The sequence below is a fragment of the Sphingomonas sp. 22R3R2A-7 genome, assembly GCF_036856055.1.
Taxonomy (GTDB): domain Bacteria; phylum Pseudomonadota; class Alphaproteobacteria; order Sphingomonadales; family Sphingomonadaceae; genus Sphingomonas.
This window is the reverse complement of sequence record NZ_JASPFR010000001.1, coordinates 245,842-261,287: the sequence shown is the minus strand read 5'-3', so window position 1 is coordinate 261,287 and position 15,446 is coordinate 245,842. Positions and strand designations below refer to the sequence as shown.

Here is a 15,446-nt window from a genome sequence, read left to right as displayed (position 1 = left end):
CGGACCACATGCGCGCCGGCACGTCCGTCGAACGATTGCCCGTTCCCAGTCCTATCGAAACGATACGGTCCGGACTGGCACCGCGTGTGCGCTGTTCCGCGACTGCCGCATCGAGCGCGCCAGGACGAGCAGGCCCGCGACCGGTCGAAGCGCGGTCATTGGCGCGATCGACAAGGTCATGACCATGACCACCGCCGAGAGCGAACTCCCGCCGAGGAAGCGGACGATCCGCTCCCCGGTGACCGGTGCGCCGCAGCGCATCAGCGCGACCGCCAGCACGGCACCCGCCGCGACGCGGAGCGCGCGAACCGTCGAAGGGTTCGTAATTGCGAGATCCCGCCGGAACCGAAATGCAGACGCCGCGAGCAGCATCCAGCCGACCGCCGTGATGATCACCGTTTCAAGCATGCGATACTCCTCGTGATTGCCCGTGCGACGGGCGGCGGTGCTTCGCCTCCGGCTTTTTCGCGACGATCCATGCTGCGACCCCGAACAGCGCCGCGGTCGCGAGCATCGCGCCGTCGAACCCGGCGAACAGCAGGTCGCCCGACGCCAGCGACGCCGCAAGCCCGCGGTCGGTCGTCGCTGCATTGACCAGCGGGATCGCGGCGAACGCCACCGCCGCCAGCGCGAAGCCCTCGATCCAGGCGCGCTGGGGCGAACGGGCAAGCTGCGCGATCGCGACGGCGCCCCATAGCCAGAACATCGTCGCGACTTCGGTGTCGGCGCGCCCGACCGCGCTCGCCGGGACCAGCCGGTTCGCCAGCAGATACCCCGCCATCCCGATCGGCAACCCGGCGATGACGGCGATGTTGAGCCGCTCGACCAGACGAAGCCCGAAGAACGGCACCGCGCCCGGCTTGCGACGCTTCGTCGTCCATAGCAGCAACCCCGTCCCGACCATCACCGCCCCCGTTAGGCCGAGCAGGAAATACGCCCAGCGCAGGCCGGTGCCGGCATATTGCGCGACGTGCAGCCCGAGCATCACGCCCGCCGTGTTCAGCGCCGGCCCCACATCGCTCGAGCGTTCGAGTTCGCGCCCCGTGCTGCCCGAAAAGGTCACCGAAGGCCCGCGCGCGTTGAGCGATGCGCTGGGATGCCGATACACCGTGACCGTCGATGCGCCGTCGTTCGGATTGCGGACCACTACCCGCGTCGCCGGTGCGCCAAACACCGTCTCGGCACCGGCCACCATGGGGCCGATCGGCAGCAGGGGCGCAGCCACGCCTGTCGCCGCCCGGTCCGCCGGGATCCCGAACGCGACCGCGCCGAAGTCGAGCGGCGCCTTGTACGTCGCCATCACCGGCCACGGCATGTACATCGCCACCAGCGTGATCAGCCCGGTATAGGTGATCATCGCGTGATAGGGGAGCGCGAGCACGGCGGAGACATTGTGCGCGTCGAGCCAGCTGCGTTGGCCCTTGTTCCAGCGCAGCGTGAAGAAGTCGGCGAAGATCCGCTTGTGCGTGATGACCCCCGACAGGATCGCCGCCAGCATGAACATCGCGCACAGCCCCGCGAGCCAGCGCCCCCATGGATGCGGCAGCTGAAGCTGGAAATGGAACCGGTAGAAATGCTCGCCACCGCGCGTCTCGCGTCCCGCGAGCGGCGTGCCGGTCGCGGGATCGAGGACGATTTCAGCGGGTCGTGGCCCCTTCGCCGTCGCGCTGGGCTGTTCGAAGATACGCGTCACCGCGGTACGCGCGTCGGGCAGGTAGATGAACCACTGGATGTCGTCGGCACCGACGGTCTGCATATGGTCCATCGCGGTCTGCGCAGCCTGCGCCGCACCCACCTGCTTCGCGCGGAACTCGGGTTGCATCCACTGCGTGATCTCGGGCCGGAAATAGCTCGCGGTGCCCGTCAGGAACATCGCGAACAACAGCCAGCCCGCCAGCAGCCCCAGCCAGCCGTGGATCCACGCCATGCTTTGCCGCACGGTGACGGGCTTCGTCACGGGCGCATTCCGAGCAAGTAGAGGGCGAGGACGAGCGCCGCAGTCCCGCCCCAGACGAGCAGCATCAAACGCGCGACGCGCGGCTCGTGAAAACACCACAAGGCGACGCCGGCAAAAGCGAGGAACGACAGGTTCATGCCCCAGGCGGTCGCGTCTGCCCTGTCGACCGGCAGCAGTCGCGCGATCAGTGTCGCCACCGCGGACGCCAACGCATACCCGCCGAACAGCGCCGTCATCGACCGCGCCGCGGTCGTCAGCACGACAGGCCGGATTCGCCGCCGCGCAGGCGTTCCGCTGCGCCCGTTCGCCGGGTCCCGATGGGCTGCTGCGTCCATGGAGCGGCATTAGACGATGCTGCGACTGGTTATCAATAGCAAAGTTTTTACTGGGTTTGTGCAGGCGTCTCAGAACTAACCAGCGGAAGATTGACGTGCGCGGGATATAAAGCGCCACTGCATCGCTCAGAACTAGGCACCGCGGCGCCCTTCGCGCCGCCGACGAATAAAAAGGGTCCCCGATGCTCGCTGCCGACGTCTTCACCACGCTCGATGTGGAACTCAAACCCGATCCGTCACGAACCGTCATTCGCCCGTTCAGCTTCGGCTATCCGGACGCGTTCAAGGCCGACCGACCGACCCGGGCGATGGCGGTCGCCCGGCGCGTGCTCGACCTGAACGCGGACATGCGTGCGCGCATGATCGAACTCGTCTCGACACCGATGCGCCAGCGCCACCGTGACGCGGAAAGCGTCTTCCGCCGCCGGTTCGAGGAGATGCGACCCGAACTCGGCGATCTCGTCTGCGACCCGGACGAACAATTCCTGCTTGGTGCCTATTTCAGCCAGGAATATGCGTTCGAATCCGCCGCGCTCTTCAATCCGAGCATCGTCCGGATCGAGGACGAGCCACCATCGCGGCCCGATGCTGTGCGCTTTGCGCTGTCGCTTCGCGGCATCGGTGAGGGGCATATCTCGTCCGTGACGTTCCGGACGGGCGAATGGGCGTCGGACGGCGGACTGACGATCCATCCCGCAAGCCCGCACGGCGTCCCGCCGCGGATCGAACGCAACCACGATGGCTGGGTGCGTCTCGTCTGCGACGATAGTCGCGAACCCTCCGAAACGGTGATCTTCCCGGTACTTCCGAGCCAGCGCCAGGGCGTCGAGGATCTCCGGCTGGTCAATTTCACCGATCATGACGGGGTCCAGAGCCTGATCGGCACCTATACCGCGTTCGACGGCAAGGTCGCGCGGCAGGAGATGATCCGCGGCGTCGACATGCGCACCTTCGAGATGCGTCCGCTTGCGGGGGCGATGACGGGCTATAAGGGCATGGCGCTCTTCCCCCGGCGGATCAACGGCCAGTTCGTCATGCTCGGCCGTCAGGACAGCGAGAACATCTGGCTCAACCGCTCGGACGATCTCTATACCTGGGAGACGGGGACGCGGATCATGGCGCCCAAATACCCATGGGAATTCGTCCAGCTCGGCAATTGCGGATCGCCGATCGAGATCGACGAGGGCTGGCTCGTCTTCACGCACGGTGTCGGCATGGTGCGCGGCTATTGCATCGGCGCGTGCCTGCTCGACAAGGACGACCCTGCCCGCGTCCTCGCACGGACGCCGTCGCCGCTGCTCTTCCCCAGCGCCGAGCAACGGGGCGGCTATGTGCCGAACGTCACCTACAGCTGCGGCGGGCTGCTCAACGGGCGGCGGATCCTTCTCCCCTATGCGATCGGCGACGAATATACCGCATTCGCAACCGCCGATGTCGGCGACATCCTGTCGGTAATGGTTCCCGCCTGACCCCGCGCAGGCCGTTCGGAGGTTCGGGCGCGGTACCGCATGGTACCGCGCCCGATCTCGTCAGAAGGTGATGTTGAAGCGTGCGTAGTAATAGCCGCCGTTGATCCCGTACGGGCTGAACGTCAGCGGTGCGTCGAGGACGTTGCCGTCGTTCACGGTCGAATTGGTCGACCCCGGCACGAGCCCGACATTGGGCGGTCGCTTGTTGAACACGTTGTTCGCCCCGACCGAGAGCTTCAGATCGCGGGTCAGATCATAATTCAGCTCGACATCGCCGATGAACGCGGCGCCGATCGTCTGCTTGTAATAGGAGCCGCCGTCGGGGCTGAGATACGCGGTCGTCTTGCCGTACAGCGTACCGCGCAAGGTGGCGCCGAACTTGTCCAGCGCATAGAATATCGAGCCGATCACCTTGGTCTTGGGCGATGCGGTCTCGAGATAGCTCTGCGCCTCGAGATCGAACAACGGGATGTTGCCCAGCGTCGTCGGGGCGGCATTCAGGTTGAGCGCCTTGGTCTCGTTATAATTGCTCGACAGCGTCCAGTTGACCTTCCCGTAATCGGCAAAGTCGGTGACATAGCTGACCACAAGATCGACGCCGCGCGTGCGTGTGTCGGCGCCGTTGGTGAAGATGTTGATCCCCGTCTGGTTGACGGTGGGGTCGAGCACGTTGCCATTCGCGCGGATCGCCTCGGTCACGATCGGAAAGTTGTTCGCACCACCGCTGCCATAGATCGACCCCGTCCCCAGAATGCGATCGCGGATCTTGACCTGATACGCGTCGAGCGTGATCGTCAGCCGCTCAGCGGGCCGAATGACCGTGCCGATGCTGTAATTGGTCGACTTTTCGGGTTTCAGATTGGCGAACCCGAGCAGCTTCGCCGCTGCGGAGTTCGCCGGCAACTGGACGAATGCAGACGTCGGCGAGACGTTCGTCGCGGAATAGAACGACTCCGCCAGCGTCGGCGCACGGAACCCGGTCGAGAACGTCCCGCGCAGTGCAAACGCGTCCGAGAAGTCGTAGCGTGTCGTCCCCTTGTAGATGAACTTGCTGCCGAAATCCGAATAATGCTCGTATCGTCCGGCGATATCGAGCTTGAGCCCTGCGACCGGCATCATCGCGACGTCGACATACGCGGCCTGGCTGTTGCGCCCGTTGACCTCGGCATCCGAAGGCCGGAACCCCGGATAGGACTGCCCGCCTTCCTTGTAGATCGATCCCGGATCGCCCGATCCGATCTCGTACACGTTCTTGCGATACTCGCCGCCAAAGGCCAGGTTCAGCGGCGCTGCCATCCCCGCCTCGATCTCGCGCGTGAAATCGGCATTGGCGGTGAATTCGGTCGATTTGAAGAATCCGTTATAGAAGCTCGTCGGGGTGAATCCGGTATCCGCGTAGAGCGAGGCATTCGCCGAATCGACGGTGTAGATCAGGTTCTTGTCCTGGCCGAACGTCGTCGACAGATCGTAGTGGAAGCCGCTGACAAGCCCGCGGACGCCGCCGGTGAACGCCATGTCGTCCTCACGGATCTTCTCGCGCGGCGAGAAGCCGTTGACCGGGTTGTCGCCTTCGGGATCGAAATAGGTCGTCACACCATCCACCGTGCGCGACACGCGCGTCGGCACGCGAAGATTCTCGTATGCGCTCGCGATACGCTTGGAATAGGTCCCGAAGCTGTAGACCTCGGCGTCCCCGAAATCATACACGGTGTTGTATTGCAGGTTGGTCAGCCGCGATTGCGCGTCGCCGTTGATCCGGTTGACGTACGGGAAGTTCGGAATGTTGGCATAGAGCCGTTGCTGAAGCGGCGTGAGCGAGGGCGACGTCGTTCCCGTCAGCAGATTGCCGTTGATATCGGTGACCCGCCGATCGATCCCGCCGACCTGCGTAAAGTCGTGATACCGGTGGAACGCGGTGATGTTGAAGAACCCGTCCTCGCCGATCTTGGTCCCCAGATGCAGCGTCCCCGCATAGGTGCGGCCACCCGTCTGGTAGTTCTCGCCCGCGGTCGCATACCCGTCACCGCCCGCATCGTCGTCCTTCAGGATGATGTTGATGACGCCCGCAATCGCGTCCGAACCATATTGCGCGGCCGCACCGTCCTCGAGGACTTCGATCCGCTTGATCGATGACGGCGAGATCAGATCCAGATCGGCGGTCGCCGCGCCCTGATACGGCCCGCCCAGCACGGCGAGATTGGCCGTCCCGTGCCGCCGCTTGCCGTTAATGAGGACCAGCGTGTGGTTTGGGCTAAGACCCCGCAACCGCGCCGACAGCGTCAGATTGGCGGTATCGCCGCCAAATGCCTGCGCCGTGAACGACGGCACGAGTTGCGCCAGGACCTGGTTGAGATTGGGTTGGCCGACATGGCTCATGATATCCGCATCGAGAACCTTGATCGGCGCCGCGCTTTCGGCGGCCGTAATCCCGCTCGCGCGAGTGCCCGTCACGATGATGTCGTCGGGAATCTGTCCGGTTGGTTGCGTATCGGTTGAGGCGATGGTCTGGGCGACGTCTTGCCCGAATGCCGCGGCATGCCCCCCGGCGACCATGGCTATCACAAGTGCACTGCGTGAAATGCTATGAACTATCTTCATTAGGCTACCCCCACATGATGAGCGCCTTTCGGATACTTCTCCCAATCCATCGACGATTTACGCCGTCTGCCCACGCGTTACTGCACTGCCGATCGAAACCTTTCGCTCGCCCTGCATCGACCAGATTCGATGTCAGGGGTACATGCTCGTATCTTGTTTTGTGCGATGCAACAGATTCACGCGGCAAATCGTCGGATGGCGTCGAATGTTCGCGCCATCGAAAGAATCGTTACCTTTTTGCAACAATCCGGTGACGGCTCGAAGTCAGCGGGTTCGCGTCGATCCGGCCCTGCGCGCGCCACCGCGGCCGCCAATCGATAAAAACCCCGCACCTTGGTCAACCAAAGCGGCGCCAGGCGCGTTTTCGATGTTCATCGTGCCCGGCCAACGCGCCCGGCCGCCCCGCTCACCGAGCCCGGAGATTCCTGATGTCGAAGACCACGATCGCGGACCTGTTCGCGGATACCCTGCACCTCGCGGGCGTCGAGCGTATCTACGGCGTCGTCGGCGACAGCCTCAACGGGCTGACCGACAGCCTGCGGAAACGCGGCAAGATCGAATGGATCCATGTTCGCAACGAGGAGGCCGCCGCCTTCGCGGCCGGCGCGGAAGCGCAACTCACTGGAAAGCTCGCAGTCTGTGCGGGCTCCTGCGGCCCCGGCAACATGCACCTGATCAACGGGCTGTACGACTGCCACCGGACGCGCGTCCCGGTTCTCGCCATCGCAGCGCAGGTGCCGAGCGGCGAAGTCGGCTCGAACTATTTCCAGGAGACACGCCCCGAAGCGCTGTTCCGCGAATGCAGCGTGTATTGCGAGACGATCGCCGATGCGGACCAGATGCCGCGCACACTGGACACCGCGATCCGTGCGGCGGTCGGACGGCGCGGCGTGTCGGTCGTCGCGATGCCGGGCGACGTCGCCTTGCGCACCACCACGGGGCAGATCGCACGCTCGGCGACGGCGCTGCTGCCCGAGCCCGCCAAAATCGTCCCCGATGCAGCGACGCTGGCGGAACTCGCGGCGATGCTCAACGACGCGGGCCGCGTGACGATCCTCGCAGGGCGCGGCTGCCGTACCGCGCATGCCCAGCTCGTCGCGCTGGCAGCGGCATTGCAGGCGCCCGTCGTCCATGCGCTCGGCGGCAAGGAGTTCATCGAATACGACAACCCCTACGACGTCGGCATGACCGGGTTGATCGGCTTCTCCTCGGGCTATGACGCGATGATGGGCTGCGATACGCTGTTGATGCTCGGCACCGACTTTCCGTATCGCCAATTCTATCCCGAACAGGCCAAGGTCGTGCAGGTCGACCTGCGCCCCGAATCGCTCGGTCTCCGCACCGCGATCGATCTCGGGGTGGTCGGCGACGTCGGCGCGACGATTGACCATCTCCTGCCGCTCGTCACGCGGAACCGCGACGACGCCTTCCTGAAGGAATCGCGAGCCAACTATGCCGAAGCGCGCAAGGGTCTCGACGACCTGGCGAACGGCACGCCGGGCAGCGGCGTGATCCACCCGCAGCATGTCGCGCGGCTCGTCAGCGAGCAGGCGAGCGACGACGCGGTGTTCACCTGCGACGTCGGGACGCCGACGGTCTGGGCAGCGCGCTATCTTGCGATGAACGGCCGCCGCCGGCTGATCGGGTCGTTCAACCATGGATCGATGGCCAATGCGCTGCCGCAGGCGATCGGCGCGCAGGCCGCCTTCCCCGCGCGCCAGGTCGTCAGCCTGTCGGGTGACGGCGGGCTGGCGATGCTGATGGGCGAGTTGCTGACCGTCCGCCAGCTCGGGCTGCCTGTGAAGATCATCGTCTTCAACAATGGGACGCTCGGCTTCGTCGAGATGGAGATGAAGGCGGCGGGACTGATCGAAACCGGCGTCGCGCTCGACAATCCCGACTTTGCGGCGATGGCGCACGCGATCGGGATCCACGGCGTCCGGGTCACCGACCCGGGCGAGGTCGACGCGGGCGTCCGCGAGGTCCTGTCTCATCCCGGCCCTGCCCTGCTCGACGCGGTCACCGCGCGCACCGAATTGTCGATGCCGCCCAAGATCACGCTCGAGCAGATGAAGGGCTTCACGCTCTACATGGCAAAGGCGGTGATGAGCGGCCGGGGCGATTCGATCGTCGAACTGGGCAAGCCGAATGCCGGCCTGCTCAAGCGGTTGTTCTGACAAACGCAAACGGGGTGCGGTTCACAGAACCGCACCCCGTCGCCGTGGTTTCGGGACGATCAGCCGTGCAGCGAGCGGCGGAACGTCTCGGGCAGGAATACCAGGCCGACGGCGGCGGTCACCGCACAGGCGACGATCGGATACCAGAGCCCGTAATAGATATCGCCGGTGGCCGCGACCATCGCGAACGCCGCGGTTGGCAGGAACCCGCCGAACCAGCCGTTACCGATATGGTAGGGCAGCGACATCGACGTGTAGCGGATCCGCGTCGGGAACAGCTCGACGAGCAGCGCGGCGATCGGACCATAGACCATCGTCACGTACAGAACGAGCAGCACGAGGATCGCAACGACCATCGGCTTGTTGATCTGTGCCGGGTCCGCCTTTTCGGGATAGCCCACCGATGTCAGCGCGGTCTTCACCTCGCCACCGAACGTCTTGATCGCGGCGGCACGATCGGGACCGGTAACGACCGCGGGATTGACGACAGGGATCGTCGTATCACCGATATGGATCTGCGCGACCGTCCCCGCTGGCGCGACGACGTTGGTGTACGAGATGCCCGCCTTCGCCAGATACGACTTGGCGATGTCGCACGAGCTGCTGTCGAACTTGTTCTTGCCGACCGGATCGAACTGGACCGAGCATTCGTCCGGATTGGCGACCACGGTCACCGGTGCCGCCGACTGTGCCGCGTAGAGCGCCGGGTTGGCGGCCTTCGACAGCGCATGGAACAACGGCATATAGGTCAGCGCCGCGAGCGCGCAGCCGGTCAGGATGATCCATTTCCGCCCGATCTTGTCCGACAGCCAGCCGAAGAAGATGAACGCGGGCGTCGCGATCAGCAGCGCGATGGCGATCAGGATGTTGGTGGTCGGCCCGTCGACACGCAGGTTCTTCTCGAGGAAGAACAACGCGTAGAACTGGCTGGTATAGAACACGACGCCCTGGCCGACGACCGCACCGAACAGCGCGATCAGCACGACCTTGAGGTTGCTCCACTGGCCGAACGCCTCCGTCAGCGGGGCCTTCGACGTCTTGCCCTCGTCCTTCATCTTCTGGAACACCGGGCTCTCTTCGAGCTGCATGCGGATCCAGAGCGATACCGCGAGCAGCGCGATCGAGACGATGAACGGAATACGCCAGCCCCAGGACGCGAACGCCTCCTCGCCGACCAGCGTCCGGACACCGATCACCATCAACAGCGCCGCGAACAGCCCCAGCGACGCCGTGGTCTGGATGAAGCTGGTGAACAGGCCGCGCTTCTTGTCGGGCGCATGCTCGGCGACATAGGTCGCGGCACCGCCATATTCGCCGCCAAGCGCGAGGCCCTGCAACAGCCGCAGCACGACCAGCGCGATCGGCGCGGCAACGCCCACCGACGCATAGCTCGGGAGCAGGCCGACGAGGAACGTCGACAGGCCCATGATCGCCATCGTGACGAGGAAGGTGTTCTTGCGCCCGACGACATCGCCGATCCGCCCGAACACCAGCGCGCCGAACGGGCGTACCGCGAACCCGGCCGCAAACGCGGCGAGCGCGAAGATGAACCCGGTCGTCTCGTTGACGCCCGAGAAGAACTGCGCGGTGATGATCGTCGCGAGCAGGCCGTAGAGATAGAAGTCATACCATTCGAACACCGCCCCGAGCGACGAGGCGATGATGACCAGCGGTTGGCTTTGCTTCACATGCCCGAGGGGCGAAGCGTCCCCTGTTGTAGTCGCCATGGCGGTTTCCTCTCAGATGGAATGGTGGTTGGAACAGCCGATCGTCGCCGGCTCGGGAAAATTGCGGTGTCTCCCCCGCCCGGGGGACGGTGATAAGCGCCGTCTAGAACGAGTAGCGCGCGGCCAGCTCGCCGCGGTCGAGCTTGCCGACCTGCCCGTCGACCAGCCGGCGCTCGGCGTGACGGAATTCGACCCCCAGATCGATGTTCTTGATCGGCGAATAGAACAGGTTGGCGGACGAGCTCCACACGGAGGCGCTCGCGCCGATCGGCTCGCCGCCGGTCGGATAATCGATCCCCTGGACGCTCCCGATAAAGGTCGAGCGGAGCTTGTCGGTCCAGCCGAGCTTGAGCGCGGCAAAACCCGCGGTCACGCTCGGCGTGTACAGCCTAGCCCCCGGCACGGGCAGGAACACCGCGTCCGGCGCGAGATTGAGACCGACATAGCGCCCGATGCCATCGCCATGCGTGACCATGAACCGGATGTCCGAACGCCCGGCGGTATCGAGCGGAACCTTGCCCGCAAACGACACGCCCCACCCGTTCGCGCTGTCTTTCAGCGTGCCGGTGTCGATCGTCAGCTTGCGCGCCAAGCCCGCCAGCGAGAATTCGCCGAAGCCCGTCTTGTAGTTCAGCCGTGCAGCGACGTCGGGAAGCCGGTCGTCGGCATTCTCGACGATGGCCGCCGAGGCGAGACCGGTCGAGGCGGTTTCCGGATTTTCCGCCGCGACCGCGAGCGTGAGCGTATCGCTCAGCTTGCGCGTGTAGCGGACCTGCGCCTGCCGCACGAACACGCTGCCTTCGGACGGGCCGACAAAGTCGGTCGTCTCGGGTAGCGCGCCGATATACTGGAACGTCGTCCATTCCTGGCCGAACAGCCAGTTGTCGAACGTGAAGAACGCGCGGCGCAGTCCCGGATTATACCCGCTGACCACACGCTGGTTGCCCTGCGATCCTGGAACGACCTGGAAATCGAGTTCGATCAGCCCCTTGAGGCTATGCCCTGCGACGGGCGTCTCGGTCGCCATGACGATCCGCGTCTGCTTGGCATGGCCCTCGACGCTGTTGCCCTCGTTGCGGCCACCGACCGGGATCATCGACGGGAAATAGAAGTCACGGCCGACCGACTCGGGCGGAATATTGCCGCCGCTATACCGGCTGACCGACGCCCATGTCTTGAGGAAGCCGTTGAGCTTGACCGTCGTTCCCGCAACCTTGAACCCGTCGGTGGGCGCAGGACCGGGCGACGCCGGTTTTGCCTCGGCAATCGCGGTCGGCGCGGTCGCACCGCCGGGTCTTGCGGTCGGCGCCGTCACCGGTGCCGCGGCAAGCGCGGTCGGCGGTGTCGACGACGTGACCGGCGGCGGCGCCGCAGCCGATGCGCGCGCCGCGGTCAGCTCGCCACGCAGATCCTGGACCGCAGCCTCGAGCGCCTTGAGACGCGTCTCGAGCTCGATCTCGCGTGCCGTCTGCGCATGCGCCGCGCTGGGTGCGATACCCACAAGTGCGGTGCCAACCAATAGCGCTGTATATACCGATCGTCTCATCCGTACCTCCAACCTGCCTCACCGGTCTGGCGCGTGAATACAGGCCTCGATGAAATGCCTGATCGCCGCCATGGGGGCATCCCTGACTTTGGTTGGGGGTGATCGAACCGGGGGAACCGTTTACGACGGCGGGAAAAGGAGAGTTCGATGACCGAGGCCAGCTATCCCGTCCCCGCGGAATGGGCGAAGGACGCCCTGATCGATGCCGCCGCCTATGACCGGATGTATGCGGAGGCCGCGACCGATCCCGACACCTTCTGGGCGAAGGAGGCCAAGCGCCTCGACTGGATCGTCGCCCCGACGAAGATCAAGGACACGTCGTTCGACGAAAGCGACTTCCGGATCCGCTGGTTCGAGGATGGGCAGCTCAACGTCGCCGCCAACTGCGTCGACCGCCACGCCGACGCCCGCCCCGACGCGACCGCGATCCTGTGGGAGGGCGACAACCCCGACGAGTCGCGCAAGATCAGCTATGGCGAACTGCGCGACGAAGTGTCGAAGCTCGCCAACTGCCTCAAGTCGCGCGGCGTCAGGAAGGGTGATCGCGTCACGATCTACCTGCCGATGATCCCCGAGGCGGCGTTCGCGATGCTCGCCTGCGCGCGGATCGGCGCGATCCACTCTGTCGTCTTCGGCGGCTTCTCGCCCGAGAGCCTGTGCAACCGGATCCACGACTGCGACAGCCGCGTCGTCATCACCGCTGACGAAGGCCTGCGCGGTGGCAAGACGGTGCCGCTCAAGGCGAATGTCGACGCCGCGCTCGATCACGGCGACCTTGGCGTCGAGGCGGTCATCGTCGTCCGCCGCACGGGCGGCAAGGTCGTCATGACCGAGGGTCGTGATTGCTGGTATCACGATTGCATCGCCGACCAGTCGACCGACTGCGCCCCCGAGCCGATGAACGCCGAGGACCCGCTGTTCATCCTCTACACCAGCGGCTCCACCGGCCAGCCCAAGGGCGTGCTCCACACCAGCGGCGGCTATCTGGTCTGGGCGTCGATGACTCACGAATACGTCTTCAACTACCGCCCCGGCGAGATCTTCTGGTGCGCAGCCGACGTCGGCTGGGTCACCGGCCACACCTATTCGCTCTACGGTGCGCTCGCGAACGGCGCGACGACGGTGATGTTCGAGGGCGTGCCCAACTATCCCGATCACAGCCGTTTCTGGCAGATCGTCGACAAGTATCAGGTCAACATCCTCTACACCGCGCCGACCGCGCTGCGCTCGCTGATGCGCGAGGGCGACGACTGGGTAACGCGCACCAGCCGCAAGTCGCTGCGCCTGCTCGGGTCGGTCGGCGAGCCGATCAATCCCGAAGCGTGGAACTGGTATCACAACGTCGTCGGCGACGGCCGCTGCCCGATCGTCGATACCTGGTGGCAGACCGAGACGGGCGGTCACATGATCAGCCCCTCCCCGGCGCGACCGCGCTCAAGCCCGGCAGCGCGACCAAGCCGCTGTTCGGCGTACTCCCCGAACTGGTCGATGCGGAGGGCAAGGTCCTCGACGGCGCGGTCGAGGGCAATCTCGTCATCGCCGACAGCTGGCCCGGGCAGATGCGCACCGTCTGGAATGATCACGAGCGCTTCTTCCAGACCTATTTCTCGACCTATCCGGGCAAGTATTTCACCGGTGACGGCTGCCGCCGCGACGAGGACGGCTATTACTGGATCACCGGCCGAGTCGACGACGTCATCAACGTCAGCGGCCACCGGATGGGCACCGCCGAGGTCGAAAGCGCGCTCGTCGCGCACGCCAAGGTCGCCGAGGCCGCGGTCGTCGGCATGCCGCACGACGTGAAGGGCCAGGGCATCTATGCCTATGTCACGCTGAACGCCAACGCCGAGCCGAGCGAGGCGCTGCGCAAGGAGCTCGTCCAGTGGGTCCGCCGCGAGATCGGCCCGATCGCGACGCCCGACATCCTCCAGTTCGCGCCCGCCTTGCCCAAGACGCGCTCGGGCAAGATCATGCGCCGCATCCTGCGCAAGATCGCGGAGAACCAGCTCGACCAGCTCGGCGACACCTCCACGCTCGCCGATCCCGCGGTCGTCGACGCGCTGATCGAAGGGCGCAAGGAGGCGCTGGCCGAACCCGCATGATCGATCCCGCCGTCCCGCCCGGTGGTCGGACGATCCTGATCGCCGACGATCACCCGCTGTTCCGCCAGGCACTCAAGCTGGCGGTCAGCCGCGCCGCGCCCGATGCGACGGTCATCGAGGCGGGGCAGCTCGGCGAGGCGATCGATGCGACCCGCGCGGCCGGGCGGCTCGACCTGATCCTGCTCGATCTGCGGATGCCGGGCTCGGAGGGGTTCGCGGGGGTCGCGCTGCTGCATGCCGAACGGCCCGCGACACCGATCGTCGTGATCTCGTCCGCCGACGAGAATGAGGCAGCACCCGCGCGCGCGCCTATGGTGCGGTCGGTTTCGTATCGAAGACCGCCGATCTCGCCATGCTCGAAAACGCGGTCGCGCGTGCGCTCGCGGGGGAGATCGATCCGATACCCCGGGCGCTTCCCGCCGACGACCTGTCGAGCCGTGTCGCGACGTTGACGCCGACCGAGTTGAAGGTCCTGCTCGGGGTCTGCGCGGGTCGCCTCAACAAACAGGTCGCGTTCGATCTCGGTATCTCGGAGGCGACGGTGAAGGGGCACATGACCGCGATCCTGCGCAAGCTCGAGGTGCAGAACCGGACGCAGGCGGTTCTTGCCGCGCGAGCGCTCGACATCCATTTCGATGACTGATGCATGAGCCCGGCCGGGCGGACGTCGTTGCGTAGACCGATCGACCCGCGTCTGCCGCGACGTCTTGCGACGCTGTCCCGCGCCGTCTAGGCACAGCGCAGATGGCTTCGACGTCCTATCTGTCCGCGTCGAGCCGATCGCGTCCCCCGCTCTGGCGGCGCGCAGGGTCGTTTCTGCTCGCGATCGTCGCGCACATCGTCGTCATCCTGCTGTTGCTGCGTCTCGCGCCAAACGTGACCAAACCCGAGCCCGCGCCGCCACCCAGCACGTTCCGCTTGCTGCCCGACCGTGAGGACCGCCCCGAAACGCCGCAGCGGCCGATCGTCGAAAAGGCCAAGCTCGTCGCGGGCGGCGCGTCGCCCCGCTCGCCCAAGCCACCCGCTGCCGCCCCCGCGTCCGATCCGCGCCCGACCACCCCTGCCCCGGCGTTTCCCAAGATGCTCGCAGGCGGCATGGAGCTGTTCGAGTCGGCAGACATCTCGAAAATCCAGTCGCAGCCCAGCGAGCACAGCGACGGCGGCTCGGACACCGATGGCGCGGGCGCAGGCAAGGACAGCGGTTCCGCCTACGGCCCCGGCGAAGGCCCCGGTGGCCAGCGGCTCTACAACGCCGAATGGTATGTCGAACCCAGCCATGCCGAACTCGCCGGCTATCTGCCCAACGGCGCGCCGCCGGGAAGCTGGGCGCTGATCGCCTGCCGCACGATCGAGAATTACAAGGTCGAGAATTGTCGTGCGCTTGGCGAATCCCCGCCGGGATCGGGGCTTGCGCGCGCGATGCGTCAGGCGGCGTGGCAGTTCCGCGTGCGTCCGCCCCGCGTCGGCGGCAAGACGATGGTCGGCGCGTGGGTCCGCATCAAGATCGACTTCTCGAGCGGACCGCTGAAATAACG

9 protein-coding genes and 2 pseudogenes are annotated in these 15,446 nt (G+C 65.7%); 5 read left to right on the top strand and 6 right to left on the bottom strand.

What is annotated here, in order from left to right:
* Nucleotides 1–51: 51 nt before the first annotated feature.
* Genes QP165_RS01180 through QP165_RS01170 form a run of 3 tightly spaced genes read right to left on the bottom strand, consistent with a single transcriptional unit; the run spans nucleotide 52 to nucleotide 2,193 of the window.
* Nucleotides 52–408 (bottom strand): hypothetical protein, encoded by a 357-nt coding sequence (locus tag QP165_RS01180; RefSeq protein WP_333993258.1) that lies wholly within the window; start codon nucleotides 406–408, stop codon nucleotides 52–54.
* Nucleotides 401–1,957, bottom strand: coding sequence for a PepSY-associated TM helix domain-containing protein (locus QP165_RS01175; RefSeq protein WP_333993256.1), 1,557 nt, complete (start codon nucleotides 1,955–1,957; stop codon nucleotides 401–403). Before QP165_RS01175 ends, QP165_RS01180 begins: the two co-directional genes overlap by 8 nt.
* Nucleotides 1,954–2,193, bottom strand: coding sequence for an iron transporter (locus tag QP165_RS01170; RefSeq protein WP_333993254.1), 240 nt, complete (start codon nucleotides 2,191–2,193; stop codon nucleotides 1,954–1,956). The genes QP165_RS01175 and QP165_RS01170 overlap by 4 nt, the downstream gene beginning before the upstream one ends.
* A gap of 281 nt (nucleotides 2,194–2,474) precedes the next feature.
* Between QP165_RS01170 and QP165_RS01165 the strand changes: the two genes are divergently transcribed.
* Nucleotides 2,475–3,761, top strand: a complete 1,287-nt coding sequence (locus QP165_RS01165; RefSeq protein WP_333993252.1) for a glycoside hydrolase family 130 protein — start codon at nucleotides 2,475–2,477, stop codon at nucleotides 3,759–3,761.
* 60 nt (nucleotides 3,762–3,821) lie between these two features.
* Here QP165_RS01165 and QP165_RS01160 read toward each other — a convergent pair whose 3' ends face one another.
* On the bottom strand, nucleotides 3,822–6,212 hold the full coding sequence (locus tag QP165_RS01160) for a TonB-dependent receptor plug domain-containing protein (protein ID WP_333993251.1): 2,391 nt from the start codon (nucleotides 6,210–6,212) through the stop codon (nucleotides 3,822–3,824).
* 575 nt (nucleotides 6,213–6,787) lie between these two features.
* On the opposite strand from QP165_RS01160, the gene poxB reads away from it, so the two are divergent.
* On the top strand, nucleotides 6,788–8,536 hold the full coding sequence (gene poxB / locus QP165_RS01155) for a ubiquinone-dependent pyruvate dehydrogenase (protein ID WP_333993249.1): 1,749 nt from the start codon (nucleotides 6,788–6,790) through the stop codon (nucleotides 8,534–8,536).
* A gap of 59 nt (nucleotides 8,537–8,595) precedes the next feature.
* Here the strand turns inward: poxB and QP165_RS01150 are convergent, their stop codons facing one another.
* Both QP165_RS01150 and QP165_RS01145 read right to left on the bottom strand, forming a co-directional pair.
* Nucleotides 8,596–10,263: an MFS transporter gene (locus QP165_RS01150; RefSeq protein ID WP_056022747.1), complete on the bottom strand. Its 1,668-nt coding sequence runs from the start codon at nucleotides 10,261–10,263 to the stop codon at nucleotides 8,596–8,598.
* Between the two features lie 103 nt (nucleotides 10,264–10,366).
* Nucleotides 10,367–11,764 carry a DcaP family trimeric outer membrane transporter gene (locus tag QP165_RS01145; RefSeq protein WP_156350503.1) on the bottom strand — a complete coding sequence of 466 codons (1,398 nt, stop codon included), beginning with the start codon at nucleotides 11,762–11,764 and terminating at the stop codon, nucleotides 10,367–10,369.
* Between the two features lie 192 nt (nucleotides 11,765–11,956).
* Here QP165_RS01145 and acs point away from each other — a divergent pair.
* The 3 genes and pseudogenes from acs to QP165_RS01130 all read left to right on the top strand — a co-directional run bounded on the left by acs (nucleotide 11,957) and on the right by QP165_RS01130 (nucleotide 15,444).
* Nucleotides 11,957–13,911: pseudogene (gene acs / locus QP165_RS01140) on the top strand (acetate--CoA ligase).
* Nucleotides 13,908–14,554: pseudogene (locus tag QP165_RS01135) on the top strand (response regulator). The pseudogenes acs and QP165_RS01135 overlap by 4 nt, the downstream one beginning before the upstream one ends.
* 101 nt (nucleotides 14,555–14,655) lie before the next feature.
* Nucleotides 14,656–15,444: a hypothetical protein gene (locus QP165_RS01130; protein WP_333993247.1), complete on the top strand. Its 789-nt coding sequence runs from the start codon at nucleotides 14,656–14,658 to the stop codon at nucleotides 15,442–15,444.
* Nucleotides 15,445–15,446 lie beyond the last annotated feature (2 nt).

Excerpts from the sequence above, each read along its gene's own strand:
- QP165_RS01180 (WP_333993258.1), bottom strand. The coding sequence starts at position 408 with ATGCTTGAAACGGTGATCATCACGGCGGTCGGCTGGATGCTGCTCGCG.
- QP165_RS01170 (WP_333993254.1), bottom strand. The coding sequence starts at position 2,193 with ATGACGGCGCTGTTCGGCGGGTATGCGTTGGCGTCCGCGGTGGCGACA.
- QP165_RS01165 (WP_333993252.1), top strand. The coding sequence starts at position 2,475 with ATGCTCGCTGCCGACGTCTTCACCACGCTCGATGTGGAACTCAAACCC.
- poxB (WP_333993249.1), top strand. The coding sequence starts at position 6,788 with ATGTCGAAGACCACGATCGCGGACCTGTTCGCGGATACCCTGCACCTC.
- QP165_RS01150 (WP_056022747.1), bottom strand. The coding sequence starts at position 10,263 with ATGGCGACTACAACAGGGGACGCTTCGCCCCTCGGGCATGTGAAGCAA.
- QP165_RS01130 (WP_333993247.1), top strand. The coding sequence starts at position 14,656 with ATGGCTTCGACGTCCTATCTGTCCGCGTCGAGCCGATCGCGTCCCCCG.